Origin of the sequence: Candidatus Vicinibacter proximus (assembly GCA_016713905.1) — a bacterium.
GTDB classification, from domain to species: Bacteria; Bacteroidota; Bacteroidia; order Chitinophagales; family Saprospiraceae; genus Vicinibacter; species Vicinibacter proximus.
This window is the reverse complement of the sequence record JADJOE010000003.1, coordinates 1,266,747-1,283,338: the sequence shown is the minus strand read 5'-3', so window position 1 is coordinate 1,283,338 and position 16,592 is coordinate 1,266,747. Positions and strand designations below refer to the sequence as shown.

Annotated in this window: 18 protein-coding genes and 1 tRNA gene; 4 read left to right on the top strand and 15 right to left on the bottom strand. The window is 34.9% G+C overall.

The features are described 5' to 3' along the window. Positions 1–25: 25 nt before the first annotated feature. The 6 genes from IPJ83_13685 to trxA form a co-directional block, all read right to left on the bottom strand. Positions 26–685 (bottom strand): murein L,D-transpeptidase catalytic domain family protein, encoded by a 660-nt coding sequence (locus tag IPJ83_13685; GenBank protein MBK7881596.1) that lies wholly within the window; start codon positions 683–685, stop codon positions 26–28. A 64-nt stretch (positions 686–749) separates the two neighbouring features. After that, positions 750–823, bottom strand: a tRNA-Ala gene (locus IPJ83_13680). 81 nt (positions 824–904) lie between these two features. Next, a complete protein-coding gene (locus IPJ83_13675; GenBank protein ID MBK7881595.1) occupies positions 905–1,330 on the bottom strand; it encodes an RNA-binding S4 domain-containing protein in 426 nt (141 codons plus the stop codon). Continuing rightward, positions 1,312–2,052: a polyphosphate kinase gene (locus tag IPJ83_13670; protein MBK7881594.1), complete on the bottom strand. Its 741-nt coding sequence runs from the start codon at positions 2,050–2,052 to the stop codon at positions 1,312–1,314. The genes IPJ83_13675 and IPJ83_13670 overlap by 19 nt, the downstream gene beginning before the upstream one ends. Positions 2,053–2,077: 25 nt before the next feature. Then, entirely contained in the window at positions 2,078–3,004 is a 927-nt protein-coding gene (locus tag IPJ83_13665) for a DUF58 domain-containing protein (GenBank protein ID MBK7881593.1), read from the bottom strand. A gap of 70 nt (positions 3,005–3,074) precedes the next feature. After that, positions 3,075–3,392 (bottom strand): thioredoxin, encoded by a 318-nt coding sequence (gene trxA, locus IPJ83_13660; GenBank protein MBK7881592.1) that lies wholly within the window; start codon positions 3,390–3,392, stop codon positions 3,075–3,077. A gap of 183 nt (positions 3,393–3,575) precedes the next feature. Here trxA and IPJ83_13655 point away from each other — a divergent pair, with 183 nt between their 5' ends. Continuing rightward, positions 3,576–4,535, top strand: coding sequence for a DUF3810 family protein (locus IPJ83_13655; protein MBK7881591.1), 960 nt, complete (start codon positions 3,576–3,578; stop codon positions 4,533–4,535). Positions 4,536–4,586: 51 nt separating this feature from the next. On the opposite strand, the gene IPJ83_13650 is transcribed toward IPJ83_13655, so the two are convergent. The 3 genes from IPJ83_13650 to IPJ83_13640 form a co-directional block, all read right to left on the bottom strand. Beyond that, complete coding sequence (locus IPJ83_13650) at positions 4,587–4,838, bottom strand: DNA-binding protein (protein ID MBK7881590.1); 252 nt, start codon at positions 4,836–4,838, stop codon at positions 4,587–4,589. A gap of 87 nt (positions 4,839–4,925) precedes the next feature. After that, the gene (ald, locus tag IPJ83_13645; protein MBK7881589.1) at positions 4,926–6,038 is read right to left on the bottom strand and encodes an alanine dehydrogenase; all 1,113 of its coding nucleotides are present in this window, start codon (positions 6,036–6,038) and stop codon (positions 4,926–4,928) included. A gap of 533 nt (positions 6,039–6,571) precedes the next feature. Further along, positions 6,572–7,417 (bottom strand): 1,4-dihydroxy-6-naphthoate synthase, encoded by an 846-nt coding sequence (locus IPJ83_13640; GenBank protein ID MBK7881588.1) that lies wholly within the window; start codon positions 7,415–7,417, stop codon positions 6,572–6,574. On the opposite strand from IPJ83_13640, the gene IPJ83_13635 reads away from it, so the two are divergent. Both IPJ83_13635 and fsa read left to right on the top strand, forming a co-directional pair. Continuing rightward, positions 7,416–8,108 (top strand): RluA family pseudouridine synthase, encoded by a 693-nt coding sequence (locus tag IPJ83_13635; GenBank protein MBK7881587.1) that lies wholly within the window; start codon positions 7,416–7,418, stop codon positions 8,106–8,108. The two genes, IPJ83_13640 and IPJ83_13635, sit on opposite strands and share 2 nt — an antisense overlap. A gap of 137 nt (positions 8,109–8,245) precedes the next feature. Further along, on the top strand, positions 8,246–8,908 hold the full coding sequence (gene fsa, locus IPJ83_13630) for a fructose-6-phosphate aldolase (protein MBK7881586.1): 663 nt from the start codon (positions 8,246–8,248) through the stop codon (positions 8,906–8,908). A gap of 1 nt (position 8,909) precedes the next feature. On the opposite strand, the gene ribB is transcribed toward fsa, so the two are convergent. From ribB to IPJ83_13615, 3 genes are all read right to left on the bottom strand, one after another. Further along, positions 8,910–10,007, bottom strand: a complete 1,098-nt coding sequence (gene ribB / locus IPJ83_13625; GenBank protein MBK7881585.1) for a 3,4-dihydroxy-2-butanone-4-phosphate synthase — start codon at positions 10,005–10,007, stop codon at positions 8,910–8,912. Further along, the gene (locus IPJ83_13620; protein ID MBK7881584.1) at positions 10,007–11,137 is read right to left on the bottom strand and encodes a glycosyltransferase; all 1,131 of its coding nucleotides are present in this window, start codon (positions 11,135–11,137) and stop codon (positions 10,007–10,009) included. The genes ribB and IPJ83_13620 overlap by 1 nt, the downstream gene beginning before the upstream one ends. 93 nt (positions 11,138–11,230) lie before the next feature. Next, positions 11,231–12,454, bottom strand: coding sequence for a glycosyltransferase (locus IPJ83_13615; protein MBK7881583.1), 1,224 nt, complete (start codon positions 12,452–12,454; stop codon positions 11,231–11,233). A 213-nt stretch (positions 12,455–12,667) separates the two neighbouring features. Between IPJ83_13615 and IPJ83_13610 the strand changes: the two genes are divergently transcribed. Continuing rightward, a complete protein-coding gene (locus IPJ83_13610) occupies positions 12,668–13,321 on the top strand; it encodes an ABC transporter ATP-binding protein (protein ID MBK7881582.1) in 654 nt (217 codons plus the stop codon). On the opposite strand, the gene IPJ83_13605 is transcribed toward IPJ83_13610, so the two are convergent. The 3 genes from IPJ83_13605 to IPJ83_13595 are packed head-to-tail and all read right to left on the bottom strand — an operon-like array spanning position 13,293 to position 16,580. After that, positions 13,293–13,661, bottom strand: a complete 369-nt coding sequence (locus tag IPJ83_13605; GenBank protein MBK7881581.1) for a divalent-cation tolerance protein CutA — start codon at positions 13,659–13,661, stop codon at positions 13,293–13,295. The two genes, IPJ83_13610 and IPJ83_13605, sit on opposite strands and share 29 nt — an antisense overlap. Then, positions 13,658–15,751: a polyphosphate kinase 1 gene (gene ppk1 / locus IPJ83_13600; GenBank protein ID MBK7881580.1), complete on the bottom strand. Its 2,094-nt coding sequence runs from the start codon at positions 15,749–15,751 to the stop codon at positions 13,658–13,660. Before ppk1 ends, IPJ83_13605 begins: the two co-directional genes overlap by 4 nt. Then, positions 15,732–16,580: a DUF72 domain-containing protein gene (locus tag IPJ83_13595; protein MBK7881579.1), complete on the bottom strand. Its 849-nt coding sequence runs from the start codon at positions 16,578–16,580 to the stop codon at positions 15,732–15,734. Before IPJ83_13595 ends, ppk1 begins: the two co-directional genes overlap by 20 nt. Between the last annotated feature and the right edge of the window lie 12 nt (positions 16,581–16,592).

The window sequence follows — 16,592 nt, the reverse complement described above, 5'->3', positions numbered from 1 at the left end:
TTTTAGTTTTCAACAATAAAATATTTTATGCTTTAATATTTTGTTGGCCATGAATATATAGCAAACTTCCATTACCGATTTTTGGTAAAATTGTTTTAAGAATGGAACTTGGTAAAGCAGGGCATCCAAAACTCCTACCCAATTTTCCATTTTTTTCAATATAGTCCTTACTAACATATTCAGCAGCATGAATGATTATTTCTCTGTTTCTGGCTTGATCATTTAGACCCTTTTCCAAGCCTTCCAGCAAAAGTGCATCTCCATGTTTTGGGCTTTTTATTTTCGAACCAACACGAAAAAAACCCAAACTGGATTGAAGTGAATTAGGTTTGTTTGAAAAAGAATTTGCCATAATAAGTCCAGAATTCCTTCCGTGTGCAACTAAACTGGTAGTTATTAATTTGGCATGTTCTAGGTCTATTACAAAAAAGCGTTCCTTGAAAGAAGGTAGAGTGAAATCACAAATTGAGATAATATTTTTTTGAGGATTGAATTTTCGTATGCCTTCTACAGCTTTTGAAAATACTTCAAAGCTCAATATTCCGGTCAATTCACATTTTTGATACAATTTTACCAAATGATCATCTCCGACACTTGCACTATTAACTGGAGGGTAATTAAATGAATGGTTTTTGAGAAAAAGTAGAACTAAAAGAGAGGAGATCAAGAAGAAAAGTCTTAGCATACAATCTCGTTTAATGGTAAATCAAAATATGTCTCAAAATGGTTCCCTCATTAACAAAAAAAAGTGGAGGTTATCGGAGTCGAACCGACGACCTCTTGCATGCCATGCAAGCGCTCTAGCCAGCTGAGCTAAACCCCCAGATTAAATTTTATGTAAATGCCCTCTCATTTAGGGCATTTTTAGTGACCCGGCAAAGGTAATATATTTTTTAAAATTTATTCATAAATCGTCAAAATCCGGCCATTCATTGGATTCTATAAGCGGGATATCCATTTCTCGTCTTTCTTTTTTTGTAGGTCGCCCAGATCCTTTACTTCTCAAATTAAAATAAGATGATTCCGTATAAGCTGTATTATATTTATTAAGAATCTCAATAGGCGTGAGATTTGTATATGCCAGACTGGCCAGTGTGGCGTTAGTTCTTTTTTCAGGTAATCCTAGGACCTGGTATTTTAAATAAAAGCCATTCTTCTTAATTTCTATCAGATCTCCGATTTTAATAGAACTGGATGCTTTGGCTTCATGGCCATTAATCTTAACTTTCGAAGATTTGCATGACAAGGAAGCTAATGTTCTTGATTTATAAAAACGGACTGTCCAAAGCCATTTATCTATTCTCATTTGTCTTATTCTAGTCTGGGATATTCTGGGTTCAAATTTTTTAAAGTATCGAAAACTTTCTTTGCAACGAAGTAATTGCGATACCACCTTTGATCAGATGGTACAATAATCCAAGGTATTTCACTACCGTTTATGGCGGATTCATAGTACCTCATGTACTTGTCCCACAGTTTACTTTCTTCAAAATCCTGTGGATTATACTTCCATTGTTTATCTAAAGCGGTCCTTCTTTCTTCAAGTTTTTCTATTTGTCTTTTATGCGACAAGTGAAGATAAAATTTAAGTATTGTAGTTTGGTTGTCTTCTTGTAGAAGTTTTTCAAAATTGTTAATGGCCTCCAGTCTTAAGTGTGCACGATCATCATTTATCCAATTATGTACTCTTTGTATTAATATGTCTTCATAATGAGATCTTATAAAAATTTTAATCTGCCCTTTTGAAGGTGAAAACTTATGAACCCGCCACAGGAAATCATGTTGCATTTCTTCCTCTGATGGTTTTTTAAAAGGGTGGGCATCAACTACTAATGGTGCACAGTATGTGAAAACACTTTTGGCAACCCCATCTTTACCACTTGCGTCCATTCCTTGTAGTACTACAAGTAAACTGTGTTTTTTTTCTGCATAAAATTTATCTGCAAATTCACCAATTTCTTTTGCCATTTTTTCAGTTTCCTTTACCATTTTCTCTTTATCTGCCTTGGCTGGAGCATCAGTAGAAATTTTACTAAGAATAATTTTACTCATAAATTTTATTTTGTTGACCAAAAATTTATTGCATTTTTTTTCTTTTGCCTAAGAAGGATTGGAGAATATAATCATATCCCTGATTAATATCAGCTTCATGATAATCTATTCTATATTGAATACATTTGTTTTGAATTGAATAATGATATTCCTTCATCTTTTCAATGTATCTTTCTTTTATCTGATGTGCCTGAAGGCGAACTTTCTCCCCTGTTTCCATATCAACAAATTGATAGGGACGATTTTCGAAACCAAATTCAATTTCCAATTTTCTGTCAACTACATGAAAAAGTAATACTTCATGTTTATTATGTTTAAGATGTTGAAGTGCACCAAAAAGATCATCTACTCTTTCCGTGTCGTCAACCATGTCGCTAAAGATTACAACCATGGATCTTTTGTGGATTTGATCTGCGATTTCATGCAAAGCCTGTGCAGTAGAACTCTTTCTATTTAAATCGAAATCATTGATCCATTTTTCTAGGATGCTTAGGAGTAATTGATAATGTGTCGTGCTTGATTTTGTCTGAGATTGAAAATTAAGTTTTTCATCAAACAAACTGATGCCAAAAGCATCTCGTTGCTTACGCAGGATATTCATAATGCATGCAGCCCCTAAAGCAGAAAATTTTAACTTATTCAGTATGAGTCCATTGTTTAATTTCTCTTCCGGAAAATACATGGATGAAGAAGTGTCGATAACAATTTGGCATCTTAGATTTGTCTCTTCTTCAAATTTTTTAACAAATAGTTTATCTGTTCTAGCATATACTTTCCAGTCCAGGTCCTTTGTAGTTTCACCTATATTATAGAGTCTGTGTTCGGCAAATTCAACACTAAATCCATGAAATGGAGATTTATGCTTACCTATTATAAAGCCTTCAACCACCTGATTGGCTAAAAGCTCAAGATGGTTGAATGCCTGTACAGGAAATTGATCAAAAAAATTCATATTTGCTTAAATAACGAAGCCCCTACCGTAACAAAGATAAGGGCTTCTTTATTGCTTTGTGTCAAGAAACTTAAACTAAGGAATCAATTTTTTGCTTTAAAGTTGCCTTAGTTGCTGTACCAACATGTTTTTCAACAATTTGACCTTCTTTTATGAAAAGAATGGTTGGAATTGACCTTACGCCAAATTGCATAGATACCTGTGGGTTATGATCAACGTTTAATTTGCCGATGGTGACTCTCCCTTCATACTCTTTTGAAAGTTCATCAATAATAGGACCAACTAATCTGCAAGGTCCACACCATTCTGCCCAGAAGTCTACAACGGCCACACCGTCCTTTGCTAAAGCACTCTCCTGAAAGTTGCTGTCTGTAAATTCAAATGCCATCTTTATTTATTTTAACTGAGAAAACAAGAATAATTGCTATTTGGTTCATCAGTCAAAAATAGACATTACATTTGAGGAATTTGAATGAAATTTATTGCAGATAAGTTCTTGATAATTAGCAGTTTAATATTTCTGTGCTGTTTGGGGTATGGAGTGATTTTGTATGCGCTTCCACCAGAGATTATGGAAAAATATTTTGTGACTTCTGTTTATTCGTCCAGTAGATATTTTTGGGGTACTTTGTCATTTATTAGCCCCATCCCCTTATTGTATTGGTGGTTTTTTATTCTCCTCATTTGCGGAATATATCTGGGTTATCTCAGAATGCGTAAAAATCTTGGAATAAAGAAGTTAATTCAAAAGGTATTGGCTTTTATCCTATTGCACGTTTCTTTTTTCTACCTGTCTTGGGGTTTCAATTATTTTAAAATTCCTTTAAGGGACCGACTTGACCTGAATCATGATATAGCTTATTTTGAATTTGAAAGAGAGCTAAATGAAATTACTGATGAGCTATGTAATTTAAGAGTCGAATTAAATATTGAGAATAATAATTTTACTTTTTTAGAAATAGAACGAGAACTCAGAATTCGAGTTGCAGATGTTTTTAATGAACTTTTTGTCTTTGGCAATAACCGTGTAAGAGTGCGTGTTTTAGAACCAGCGGGGTGTTTGTTGGTTTTTGGGACTGCGGGTATATTTTGGCCATTTTCAGGGGAGGGCTATGTAGATAGTGGTTTGGATTCTCTTGTGATACCTTTTACAATGGCGCATGAATTTGCTCATGGTTTTGGTTGGACAGATGAAGGGGAATGCAATTTTATTGCTTTACTGGCCTGCAGAAAAAGTGATAAAGGATTAATCCGTTACAGTGCTGAGTTGAGTTATTGGAGATATCTTATGAGCAATGCATTTAGAATATACCCTGAATTATATAAGAAGTATTTAAGTGAGATTTCTATCCCCATTCAAAGGGATCTCAAATCTATTGATTACCATAATAATCAGTTTCCGAAAATTTTACCAGAACTAAGGGATTGGTTTTATGATAAATATTTGATTTTCAATGGAGTGAAGGGTGGGAGCCAAAGTTATACTGGAATCATTAAATGGGTTATTAATTATCGCAAAAGACGCATATAAATTCAATAAAAAAGGCCTGATTTTTTCAGGCCCTGTAAAGTTTAGTTTTTATCAGTTGGAATGAGCGATATTCTCCTCATCTAATATTTTCTTAGCCAAATTGAGAATTTCCAAATTTTCTATTTGTACAATACCCCCATTGGGACCAGCTTGCAGATGGTTCCCTGAATTCTCCAAATGATTTGCTCCAAAATAATTCCTAACTGCTTGTTCGTCAATATTTAACTCATCCGCAATCCGTTTGATACTTCCACTGGGTAAAAGGTGTTTGATTTGACGAAGTTCTTCCAAAGTAATATACATATTTTATAGGTTTGAAATGTGAACAATGAAATAACACCTTAAGTTAAGATGATTTTATCATTGCAAACAAATTTTTTTGTAAATTTTTTAAATTACATCTTCCACTTTGGTGTAAGATAAATTGAATGCTTTTGCAACACCCTCATATACTACTTTGCCACCAACAACATTTAATCCCAACATCAAGGATTTATTTTCAGAGCAAGCCTTTCTCCAACCTTTATCGGCTAATTGGATGGCATAAGGTAGGGTAGCGTTAGTGAGTGCTACAGTTGAGGTGTAAGGTACAGCACCTGGCATATTAGCAACACAATAATGCACTACTTCATCAATTATGTAAATAGGATCATCGTGCGTTGTAGGTTTAGAGGTCTCGATACAACCACCTTGATCAATGGCAACATCTACCAATACAGTGCCAGGATGCATAGTAGAAAGCATGTCTCTGGTAACGAGGCTAGGGGCTTTTGCACCCGGTATGAGAACCGCACCAACAATTAAATCATGACTTCTAACCAATTCTCTAATGGTTAATTCATTTGAAAACATGGTATTTACGTTTGCCGGCATCACATCAGCCAAGTATCTCAATCGATTTAGGCTTATATCCATCAAAGTCACTTGGGCGCCCAATCCTGCTGCCATTTTAGCCGCTTGGGTACCAACAACACCTCCGCCAAGCACGAGTACTTTCGCAGGTGGAACTCCAGGCACACCTCCCAATAGAATCCCTTTGCCTTTTTGAGGTTTTTCAAGGTATTTGGCTCCTTCCTGTATGGCCATACGTCCGGCTACCTCAGACATTGGAATTAATAGTGGAAGACTTCTGTCAGGCAATTCTACGGTTTCATAGGCAAGACAAACCGCCCCACTTTCAATCATGGCATTTGTCAGAGGTTCATAGGATGCAAAGTGAAAGTAGGTAAAGAGTAATTGATCTTTTTTTATAAGTTTATATTCTGACTCGATAGGTTCCTTAACCTTAATAATCATATCAGCGATAGCATAAATTTCTTCTATAGTTGCCAAAATTTTAGCTCCCGCATTAATGTAATTATCATTTGTAAAACCACTGCCCACACCAGCGGTGCTTTGAACATAAACCTGGTGTCCGCGTTTGGTGAGCTCCAGCGCTCCTGCAGGGGTTAATGCAACTCTGTTTTCGTTAGATTTAATTTCTTTTGGAACTCCTATGACCATGACCATTCGTTTTGTTCCCACAAAACTACGATTTTGAGTGAACAGGGAAGGATTTCTCTTAAAAAAAGAATGCCCGCATACGTTATACGGGCAAATCTTCATTTAATAACCAAAACTCAAAACTCGATTAAGATGTATCCAATTATCATGCCAATTCTTTCCTAGAAATTGAAAACTGTACAATATTTCATCCTAATAATTTAAAGACATTACTTGTTTTGTATTGTATCGATTCATAAAGTTTAGATAATCAATGATTTAATAAAGTTTGGATTTTGAATAATTTAAAATTCTTCAGAAAACCATTGGTTTACGATTGTCTGCGTGAAGGAAAATGTTCAATAAACTAAGTTGTAATCAATAAAAAAGCCCATGACATTTCATGGGCTAGAATGTTTTTACATTTAATAACCAAAACTTACACAACGCGAAATTAATATATTTTAATATTTTTTAATATATAATATATTAATTTATAATAATTTCAAACATATAAATTATTATAAATATATAAATTTGTGTACGACTATAAATTATATAAAATTTATTTGTGCAACTTTTTCTCCCGATTGGGAAGATTTAAATAATTCAACGATTGCAGATTTACCGGCCGTTCCTATATCAAAACTAAATTCATTAACATACAACTCAATGTGTTGAAAAATCACGTCTCTATCTAATTCCTGAGCATGGGACTTAATAAAAGGGAATATTTGTTCTACATATCTAGTCGCATATTCCAATGACGAGAGGATTAACTGTTTTATTTTAATTTTTAGACTGTCTTCAAGATCTCTTTTTATACCAATTAGTCCAAGAGGAATTGGTAATCCGGTTTTTTGATACCAATTTTCACCCAAATCCATAATTTTGACCAGACCCTTAGATTCGAAAGTGAATCTGTTTTCGTGAATGATTACGCCATATGGATACACTTCGTTGATGAGAAGCTCTTCTATTTCTGAAAAAGTGCCGTAGAATTTAGACTTAGCGTTTGGGAATGAGTACTCAAATAAAAACCTTGCTGTAGTATTTTTGCCGGGTAGTATCACAGGACTGAAATCAATTGAATGAGGATTTCTTTCATTTTTAGAAATCAGCAATGGCCCGCAATTTAATCCCATTGCTCCCCCGCAGGTAAGGAAATCATAGTGGTCCGAGATTGAATTTGCATGTGCTGCACTTACTTTAATTACATCATGGGTATTTAATAATGCAATTTCATTAAGTGTTTGAATATCATAGTATTCTGTTAAAATATCTTTTTTTTCTATACCTTTAGCTTGGTTAGTTAACCCCAGTATCATTGGTCCGAAAATAAAGGTATCATTTGGACAAGGTGAAATCGCTAGCTTAATCCTATTTTTGCTTCCAGACATGCTTCCCAAAATAATTTACGAAGATAACCATATAATTGTCCTTGAGAAATATCCAGGGCTCCTATCTCAAGGTGACGAAACCGGACACCCGAACCTTATAGATATCATTAAGAATTATTTAAAGGTTAAGTACCATAAACCTGGTGAGGTATACCTTGGATTGCTCCAACGAATTGACAGGCCGGTAGGGGGATTATTGATTTTGGCAAAAACTTCCAAAGCCTTTACCAGACTTCATGACCAGATTAAAGAACGCACGGTAGACAAGTATTACATGGCTATTAGTGACTGTCGGCCACCAAAAGTTGAGGACGAGCTAATACACTATATGGTGAAGGATGAAAAAATTAATCTTTCAAAAGTGTATGAAAATGAGGTTCCGGGATCAAAATATGCAAGGTTACACTATAAATTGATTGGCAGTAAGGACGGAAAGTTTTTATTTCAAATTAAGTTAATTACAGGTCGTTCACATCAGATTAGAGCCCAAATGGCCCACATTGGTTGTCCTTTGTTAGGCGATGTCAAATATGGCAAAAGTCTACCGAAACCGGCATATGAACTTTGTCTGTATGCTTATCAGGTTGCATTTACCCATCCGGTACTCAAGGAAAGGATGGTTTGGACAAATTTTCCTGACCCAACAGGTTATTGGAAAGGTATGGATGAATTTTTTCCGTTATTAAAATAGAAAAATCTATTTTTGCGTCCGGTAAGGGTTCACGACCAGCTCCTTCTAATCCCCCAGGGCAGAAATGCAGCAAGGGTATGCGGTTGAGCGGTGCGATGGGCTCTTACCTTTTTTTTACACCTCAATTTCTCTAAAACATGAAATTTTTTATAGATACGGCTAATCTTGCTCAAATAGCTGAAGCTAAAGAGTTAGGTATTCTTGATGGGGTTACAACTAACCCAAGCCTTATGGCAAAAGAAGGGATAACCGGCAAACAAAATATATACACGCACTATAAAAAGATATGTGATTTAGTGGATGGAGATGTTAGCGCAGAAGTAATTTCCACTGACTTGGAAGGAATGTTGAGAGAAGGGAAGGAGTTGGCTGAGATTGCAGACAATATCGTGGTGAAAATACCAATGATTAAGGAAGGCATAAAAGCAATTTGTGAATTCAATACATTGGGAATAAAAACAAATTGCACTTTGGTGTTTAGTGCCGGACAGGCAATTTTGGCAGCAAAAGCCGGAGCCACTTATCTTTCTCCTTTTATCGGGAGAATTGATGATTCCAATTGGGATGGAATGCAGTTGATTTCAGATATTTTTGAAATTTATACTTTGCAAGGCTATGAAACAGAAATTTTAGCTGCCTCAATTCGAAATTCAAGACAAATTGTTGAAGCTGCAAAAGCCGGTGCTGATGTAGTGACATGTCCTTTGGATGCGATTTTGGGCTTGCTTAAGCACCCACTTACAGATATTGGTTTGCAAAAATTTTTAGATGATCATAAAAAGGCTCAGAAAACATTGTAATCTAAAAAGGAACATATCCTTCTAAATTTAGTCCATAAGCTTCTAAAGCTATATTTTTCTTAGGTTTATTACTTAACAACTTCATGTTTCTAATGCCCAGATCTCTGAGTATCTGACTCCCAATGCCTATTTCCCTTTGATCTTGCTCTGGCCTAAAAACTTTAGGCTTTTCTAAGAATAATTTAGACATTGGGTCTTTTTCCTTACTGTCATTTGTAATCAACAACAGTACACCACTTTCACTTTCTTCAATTTTTTTGAAGGCTTTTGACAACAGGCTTTGATCTTTATGAATCAATAAGTCAATGATTTCAGCCAAACTATCACAATATTGGGCACGAACTAAAGCGGTTTTCTCAGGATCTATTTTGCCTTTTACAAGTGCAATATGCTTCTCCCCTGAATTTATCTGGCTATATTGTATGATTTCAAAATTATGCCCCATAATTTCCTGAGACCACCTTTCTTCAGATTTTACTAATCGTTCACTTCTAAGTCTGTACTCTATTAAATCGCTTATTGAGATTATTTTAAGATCAAATATTTTCGCTTTTTCAATTAATTGAGGGAGCCTGGCCATACTACCATCTTCATTCAGGATTTCTATCAATGCCCCAACCGGATGCATACCTGCCATCCTGGCCAAATCAATTGTCGCCTCAGTATGTCCAGCTCTTTGCAGAACACCCCCGTCTTTAGCCCTAAGAGGAAAAATATGACCAGGTCGAGCAAAATCGGCGGCAATAAAATTTGGGTCTGCAAGACCTTTTAAAGTTAAAGCACGATCATAGGTTGAAATTCCTGTACTGCAACCATGTCCGATTAAATCTACGGAGACAGTAAAAGCAGTTTCATGCAGAGAGGTGTTTGAACGAACCATTAAAGGCAGGTTTAATTCATCTGCTCTAGTTTCCGTCAGGGGAGCACAAATTAAACCTCTTCCGTGAGTAGCCATAAAGTTTACAATTTCAGGCGTAATGGTTTCAGCAGCACAGATAAAGTCTCCTTCATTTTCTCTATCCTCATTATCTACTACGATCAAGATTTTACCTTTTTTAAAATCTATGATGGCATCTTCAATGGAATTAAATTTTATCATTAGTTAACGGTTCTTTTTGGTGGTTGCCAGGCACTATTTTGAATGCCTTTAATAAATTTAATAAACCCATTTAACAGTGCAAAGTTCATCAAAATAAAATATCTGATACCACGCAAAACCTTCACATGCACATGTATTTTACTTAAAATCCAGTCGGCTATGGGAAGTACAAAATAAAATATATTGATTATGTAAAAAACATAAAGGTATGGATCTGGAATACTATAAGCCAGTCCCAATGCGGATAACCAAATTGAAATCAATAAGAAAGGACCAATCCATCTCAACACTTTATGTGAAAAAAAGGCATATGCCCTAGATACAGGCCTTGAAATTAAAAAATTGTAATACACTGTCAGGTTTTGAAAATTTCCAGCAGAAATTCTTGTTTTCCTCCTGAACTCTTCTTGAATTTGATTAGGAATTCCTTCATAACACACAGCATCAAGGTCATTAATACATTTGCCACCCATTTGCATGGCAGACATAGAAATATAAAAATCATCCATTAGAAAATTAACCGGAACTTTGGTGGTGAAGTTTGATCGAATACTAAAGCATCCTCCAAAGGCGCCCATCATTGCACCCCAAATTTCGCCTTCTAGATTTTTGATCCGTATTTCCAAATTCATGTATTTATCTTCGGATTTTGAAATGCCATCTTTTCTTAGATTTTCCGGGATAATTCTTGAATCCACCAAAACAATATCTTTGTCTTGAAAATTTCTGATTAATTTTTTTATGGTATCTCTACAAAGGATCACATTTGCATCATTATAAAGGATAATATGATCTGGTGATTTTGGATTTTTCTTCAAGGCTTCATCTAATAAATCATTTATAACACTTGCCTTTCCTCTTCTTTGTTTGAATGGGAAAAAGTTTAGGTTAGAATATATATGCGTTAATTTATGAATAATTTCATCTGAGCCATCAGCAGAACAATCTGAACCAACAAACACATTTAATTTATCTTTCGGATAATCCGATTCCAGCAGAGATATCAATTTTGATTCAATAATCGAAGATTCATTATACACTGAAGTGATACAGGAAATTATTGGTAAGCCATGTTCATCAGTCTCATGCTTCGGGTTTTTCTTCCTTTTAAAAAAATTTATTATTTCCAAGGAAATTGGATAAAATAAATAACTGTGCAAAAACAAGATAAGACTTAATATGAATGTTATTTTTAACAAAGCCACCATCTGTATCAGACACCATTAAATGTGGCTCGGGGAATCAATGACTTTTTGATAAGCGTTCAATAACTTCACCGCAAGCTTTGAGCTGTCAAAATTATTTAGTACAAAATTTCTGGCAGACTGACCTAACCGCAGTAGGTTAATTTTTCCGTCATAACACATTTGAATAATCTGGATATAGTCTTCAACAGTATTGGCTAAAATAACCTGCTCCAAATGTTTTGCAGGTATCCCTTCCAAACCAATGGAACTAGTGATGACAACTCTACCAAGAGCCATTGCTTCTAGAATTTTGACCCTGATGCCAGATCCTGCAAATATTGGGACAATTAATATTTGGTGCCCCAACATAAATTCCTTACTGTCGGAAACAGAGTCATAAAAAGTAACACCAGGCATTTGGATGTTCGCAAGGTCTTTAGGCGCATTCCGGCCTGCAAAATGGAATTTCAAATTTGGAAATCTATTATGCAATACTGGCCATGTCTCATTAAGAAACCACCTTAAACCTTCAATATTAGGCATCCAATCCAATGACCCAATGAAAGAAAGGTTCAAATCTTTGTTGAATGCGGAGTATTCGGGTTGGTATTCTTTTAGGTCAAAGCCAACGGGAGTAGCCAAGCATCCATTTTTATATCCAAGAGATTTGAACATTTCCAAATCTCTTTCCGTGATGGCAACGAGAAAATCGTATTCGTTTAATTTTTCTATTTCAAACCTTTTAAGTTTTTTTGCTAAATAGCTCAAATAAATTTTCTTCGGAATAAATTTGATTTGATTGGAAATCCTATGCCAGATTTCATGTTCAATATTGTGCGCTCGCATTACAACAGTAGCATCCGAATTATCTTTAATAATTTTCAAATAGGGTGCCAAGTAAAGAGTCTCCAATTGAATAATATCAAACTGGTTATTGCTCAGGATTTCTATAAGTTTCTTTGAGAATTCATCTGAAACAAACCTCGAGATATGGTAAGATTCTGCGCTGAATAAATTTTTTAAAGCTCCCCAGGTTGTAATTTTATTGTCCACATCCACCGAGTGAATTTCTTTAAAATGACTCAGTTCCTTAGGTAGTAGATTACTTTTGCTTTTATAATGGTGTCTGCTTGTATTCATTGCCAAAAGCGTCACTTCGCAACCATTTTCAGTTAAAGACTTACTTAATTGGTTCACTGCAATAGCTTCTCCATCCTTAAGTGGGTAGGGGAACTTTTTACAGAGAAGTAGAATTTTCATAAAACTGTGATGTGGAATTTAAACGGTTATTGGTCAGAATTTTATAAAAGTGGTCAAATGTAGAACGAAAGAGTGCCAATAATTGTGCCTTCTTAAGTAAGAATTTTATTAAACAGCGCAAATTTAGATATTTGTCTTGATTTGGCATAGCCCGGATATCATACATTGTGATTATTTTGGTTTTTGATAAAAATTATAACTACTAGAAAATCAATGATTTATTGTAAAGGAATCGAAAAAAACTATCAAAAGCTTAAAGTGCTTAAAGGAGTTAATTTGGAAATTAAGGAAGGAGAACTGGTCAGTATAGTAGGATCTTCCGGTGCTGGAAAAAGTACTTTGCTGCACATAATTGGCACATTGGATAGGCCGGATAGTGGAAACCTAGTGTTAAATGGTCTAAGTACATCTAATTGGTCAGAGAAGGAATTGGCAGATTTTCGTAATAGAAACATAGGTTTTATATTTCAGTTTCATCATCTCTTGGCTGAGTTAACGGCATTGGAAAATGTTTGTTTGCCTGGATTTATTGCAGGTGGAACGGAGAAGGCTATACTTGATCATGGAAAAGAATTGTTGGATTATTTGGGATTAAGTGAACGCATGTCTCATAAACCGGGTCAAATGTCTGGAGGAGAACAACAAAGAGTCGCACTGGCTAGAGCATTACTTAATCATCCAAAAATTTTATTGGCAGATGAACCTACAGGAAATTTGGATCAGGAAAATTCTAGCGAAGTACTAAAACTCCTTTTTAAATTGAGGGATGAATTGAACATGACTATGCTGATCGTCACCCATGATCCTAATATTGCTTCAAAAACCCAAAAGACTTATACTATGAAGGATGGGTTGATAATTTTTTAGTAGGTTTAGTGTGATCCTTTTTTGTTTGTTTTTTGACCCAATCATAGTAGCTTGAATTGCATTCTCCTTTTATTTTTAAAATACAGGGAATTTCATAGCTGTGATTTTTTTCTATAAAAGATTCAAGTCGATCAGATCTTTTTTTAGTAGTTTTTAATATTAATAGAAGTTCATCTTCCGGATTTAATTTTCCCTGCCATTCGAAAATTGAAATTACAGGTATTATATGAACACAAGCAGCTAATCTGTTTAGAATACATAATCTTCCAAGTTCATTTGCACTTTTATCATTAGGACATGGAACGTGAAAGTAGATTAGCCGATGTTTACTTTTTTTCATGTCAAATCATTTAAATTTTGGGTATTGCGTTTTTTTAAATATTTATAAGTTTCCAACTGTGACCTTATTTTTCGGCCTCCATTATTTTTTCTAAATTGATTAATGGTTAAATAATTTAAACTTCTTGCTTTAACATTATCCTCTAATTGTATTTTAAGTATATCAAGGATCAGTTTTTTATGTTCAGGCTCGTAAATTGGAAATGCAGTTTCTATTCTGAAATGAAGGTTTCTTACCATCCAGTCTGCTGAAGAAAGTAAAACCTTTTCTTCTCCACCATGTAAAAAAAAGTAAACTCGTGTGTGTTCCAAAAAACGATCAAGAATACTAATGCCTTCAATATTGTCACTGAGACCTGGTTTGCCTGGTATTATGCAGCAGATCCCTCTAATGATTAGTTTGATGTTGACGCCTGACAAACTGGCGTCATAAAGTAAATCAATCATCTCTGGGTCCTGAATGCTATTCATTTTAAGTATGATGCCGGAGGGTAAACCCTTTATTGCTTGTTCTTTTTCAAAAGCTATTAACGCTTTGAGCTCATCATTTAAATTAAATTGTCCGACCAGAAGATGTTTGAAGGAAGTAGTTGGGAGTTTAACATTTTCCAAAAAACCAAATATCCTGTTTATTTCCTGTGTAATGCGAGAATCAGAAGTAAATAAACCAAAATCACTATATGCTTTGGCTGTACCTTCATGGAAATTGCCGGTGCTGAGATAGGCATAATTCTTTGATTCATTTCCAGATTTTTTTGTAATTAAAGCGGCCTTTGAATGCACCTTAAGTCCAGGGAAACTATATCTCACCTTTATTCCGTTTTTTTCCATCTCCTCACCCCAATTAAGATTAGCGGCTTCATCAAAGCGAGCTTTTACTTCTATAAACACAAATACGTTTTTTCCTTCGGCGGCAGCAGTAATAAGAGCATCCATGATTCTGGATTTTTTTGCAACTCGGTATTGTGTAATCTTAATCTGTGTAACATCAGGATCTCTAGCCGCATCTTCAAAAAATCTAATTACTGGTTCATATTCATGGTAAGGAAAATTGAGTAAATGATCTTTTTCATCTATCGCATCAAAAAGATTCGAGATTTGATGAAATGGTGGGTAGACAAGAGGTTTTAATACCTTATTTCTCAGATGTTTTTTGCCAAAATCAGGAAAATTGAAAAAGTCAAAATTATTATGGTATCTGCCTTCAGGAGTAAGGTCAGATTTTTGGATTTCCAACAAATCAAGGAAAAATTTTAGCATTTCTTTTGGCATGGCCTGATCATAAACCAATCTTGATGCTGGCCCTATGTTTCTCTTAATTAGTCCTTTTTTTATTTTTTCTAATAAATCTCCACTAAATTCGTCCTCTATGTACAGCTCAGCGTCTCGTGTAAGTTTAATAGAATAGGAATGTATTATATCATACCCAGGAAATAGCCACTTCAATGAAAATCGCACTATCTCATCCAGAAGTATAACATTATGTCTATCTGTCTCCGAAGGCAGAATAATAAATCTTTTTAAATGGTCTGATGGAATTTTTACTATACCATATTGTTCTGCAGCCTCAGGCTCGTCTTTTGATTTTAAAATTATGGTAAGATATAATTCTGAGTTGTTTAGAAAGGGTTTGATTTTATTTCCTACAAGTAATACTGGTTGTACAAATGGAAGTAAGTTTTCTTTGAAAAACGATTCAATAAACAATTCCTGCTGCTGACTTAATTCTCGGTGAGACAGCAGAAAAATATTTTCCTTATTAAGCTCAGGAAGAATCTGGTTGTCAAAAATTTCATTAAATTCATCGAGTTGTTGATTGACTATCTTGTACAATTCCTTCAGCCAAGTTCCAGGTCTGTATTCAAGTTGACTTTTGGTTTTTTTTCCCAGCATTTTTATGTTTCTGTGGTGAGCCACCCTGATTCTAAAAAACTCACCCAGATTTGATGAATATATTGCAAGAAAGCGAATTCTTTCTATTAATGGAACAGTAGGGTCCTTAGCTTCCTGCAAGACCCTATAGTTGAAATCTAACCAACTGATATCCCGATCGATGTATTCGTAATGGGGTTTAAGCTGTATCTTTTGCATCTATCCGAGACTCAATGTTTTTTTGTAAATAATTAGCGAATTTGACCATTTGGACAGCATCCGGGTGGTGAAGGTAAAAATGGAACTCTTTAATTCCAAAATTTCCTATGTTAAGAAATTGCGAGATCCATGAATTAATACGCTTCTCGTCATTTTTAGCTTTTCCGTCTGACAGATATCTGATGAATAGATATGGGCTGCAAACTTCCATATGACAAACATCTCTTCTTCCAGGTGTGTCAGTTATGACTAGGCCAATATTTAGCTGTGCCAACCAAGCATACAAATCTTCTAATTCATGCTTGTCACTAAACCAAGTTTCGTGTCTTAGCTCAATTAGAAAAGGGTAACAAATTGGTTTTGTATCCAGAATAGCGTAAAGAGTTGCCTTTTTTGTTATGTCAAAGTATCTTGGTAGTTGAAGAAAAGCAGGCCCTCTATGGATATCCAGATTTGTAAGAAACCTTTCAAATTTTTGCCAAATAGAAGCATTGCCAAGGTTTTTGCTGTTTGAAATACTTAAAGGAAATTTTGAACAAAACTTAAAATTCGGTGGAATTTGGCTCCTCCAAAAGAGAACCTTATCCTCATCAGGGATTTTATAATAACTTCCATTATATTCAATGCCATTGAAAATCTGACTATATTGAAAGAGGAAATCTTTCGATTTGCAGTTTTTCGGATATAAGCTTGCCTTTAATGCAGGATTGCTAAATCCTGTGCCCCCGGTGAATATGAGAGGCTTATTAGCATCTGATTGGAACCATGTTCTGGGAATTAATAGGTTAAAATCTTCATTTATGGTTTGACTTTCTTTGCCAAATTTCATTCATTCAAATTT

What these genes read in the sequence shown, in the direction of transcription:
- IPJ83_13685 (MBK7881596.1), bottom strand. Translation starts at nt 685, where the DNA reads ATGCTAAGACTTTTCTTCTTGATCTCCTCTCTTTTAGTTCTACTTTTT.
- IPJ83_13670 (MBK7881594.1), bottom strand. Translation starts at nt 2,052, where the DNA reads ATGAGTAAAATTATTCTTAGTAAAATTTCTACTGATGCTCCAGCCAAG.
- IPJ83_13665 (MBK7881593.1), bottom strand. Translation starts at nt 3,004, where the DNA reads ATGAATTTTTTTGATCAATTTCCTGTACAGGCATTCAACCATCTTGAG.
- trxA (MBK7881592.1), bottom strand. Translation starts at nt 3,392, where the DNA reads ATGGCATTTGAATTTACAGACAGCAACTTTCAGGAGAGTGCTTTAGCA.
- IPJ83_13655 (MBK7881591.1), top strand. Translation starts at nt 3,576, where the DNA reads ATGGAAAAATATTTTGTGACTTCTGTTTATTCGTCCAGTAGATATTTT.
- IPJ83_13650 (MBK7881590.1), bottom strand. Translation starts at nt 4,838, where the DNA reads ATGTATATTACTTTGGAAGAACTTCGTCAAATCAAACACCTTTTACCC.
- ald (MBK7881589.1), bottom strand. Translation starts at nt 6,038, where the DNA reads ATGGTCATAGGAGTTCCAAAAGAAATTAAATCTAACGAAAACAGAGTT.
- IPJ83_13635 (MBK7881587.1), top strand. Translation starts at nt 7,416, where the DNA reads ATGCTTCCCAAAATAATTTACGAAGATAACCATATAATTGTCCTTGAG.
- IPJ83_13640 (MBK7881588.1), bottom strand. Translation starts at nt 7,417, where the DNA reads ATGTCTGGAAGCAAAAATAGGATTAAGCTAGCGATTTCACCTTGTCCA.
- fsa (MBK7881586.1), top strand. Translation starts at nt 8,246, where the DNA reads ATGAAATTTTTTATAGATACGGCTAATCTTGCTCAAATAGCTGAAGCT.
- ribB (MBK7881585.1), bottom strand. Translation starts at nt 10,007, where the DNA reads ATGATAAAATTTAATTCCATTGAAGATGCCATCATAGATTTTAAAAAA.
- IPJ83_13615 (MBK7881583.1), bottom strand. Translation starts at nt 12,454, where the DNA reads ATGAAAATTCTACTTCTCTGTAAAAAGTTCCCCTACCCACTTAAGGAT.
- IPJ83_13610 (MBK7881582.1), top strand. Translation starts at nt 12,668, where the DNA reads ATGATTTATTGTAAAGGAATCGAAAAAAACTATCAAAAGCTTAAAGTG.
- IPJ83_13605 (MBK7881581.1), bottom strand. Translation starts at nt 13,661, where the DNA reads ATGAAAAAAAGTAAACATCGGCTAATCTACTTTCACGTTCCATGTCCT.
- ppk1 (MBK7881580.1), bottom strand. Translation starts at nt 15,751, where the DNA reads ATGCAAAAGATACAGCTTAAACCCCATTACGAATACATCGATCGGGAT.
- IPJ83_13595 (MBK7881579.1), bottom strand. Translation starts at nt 16,580, where the DNA reads ATGAAATTTGGCAAAGAAAGTCAAACCATAAATGAAGATTTTAACCTA.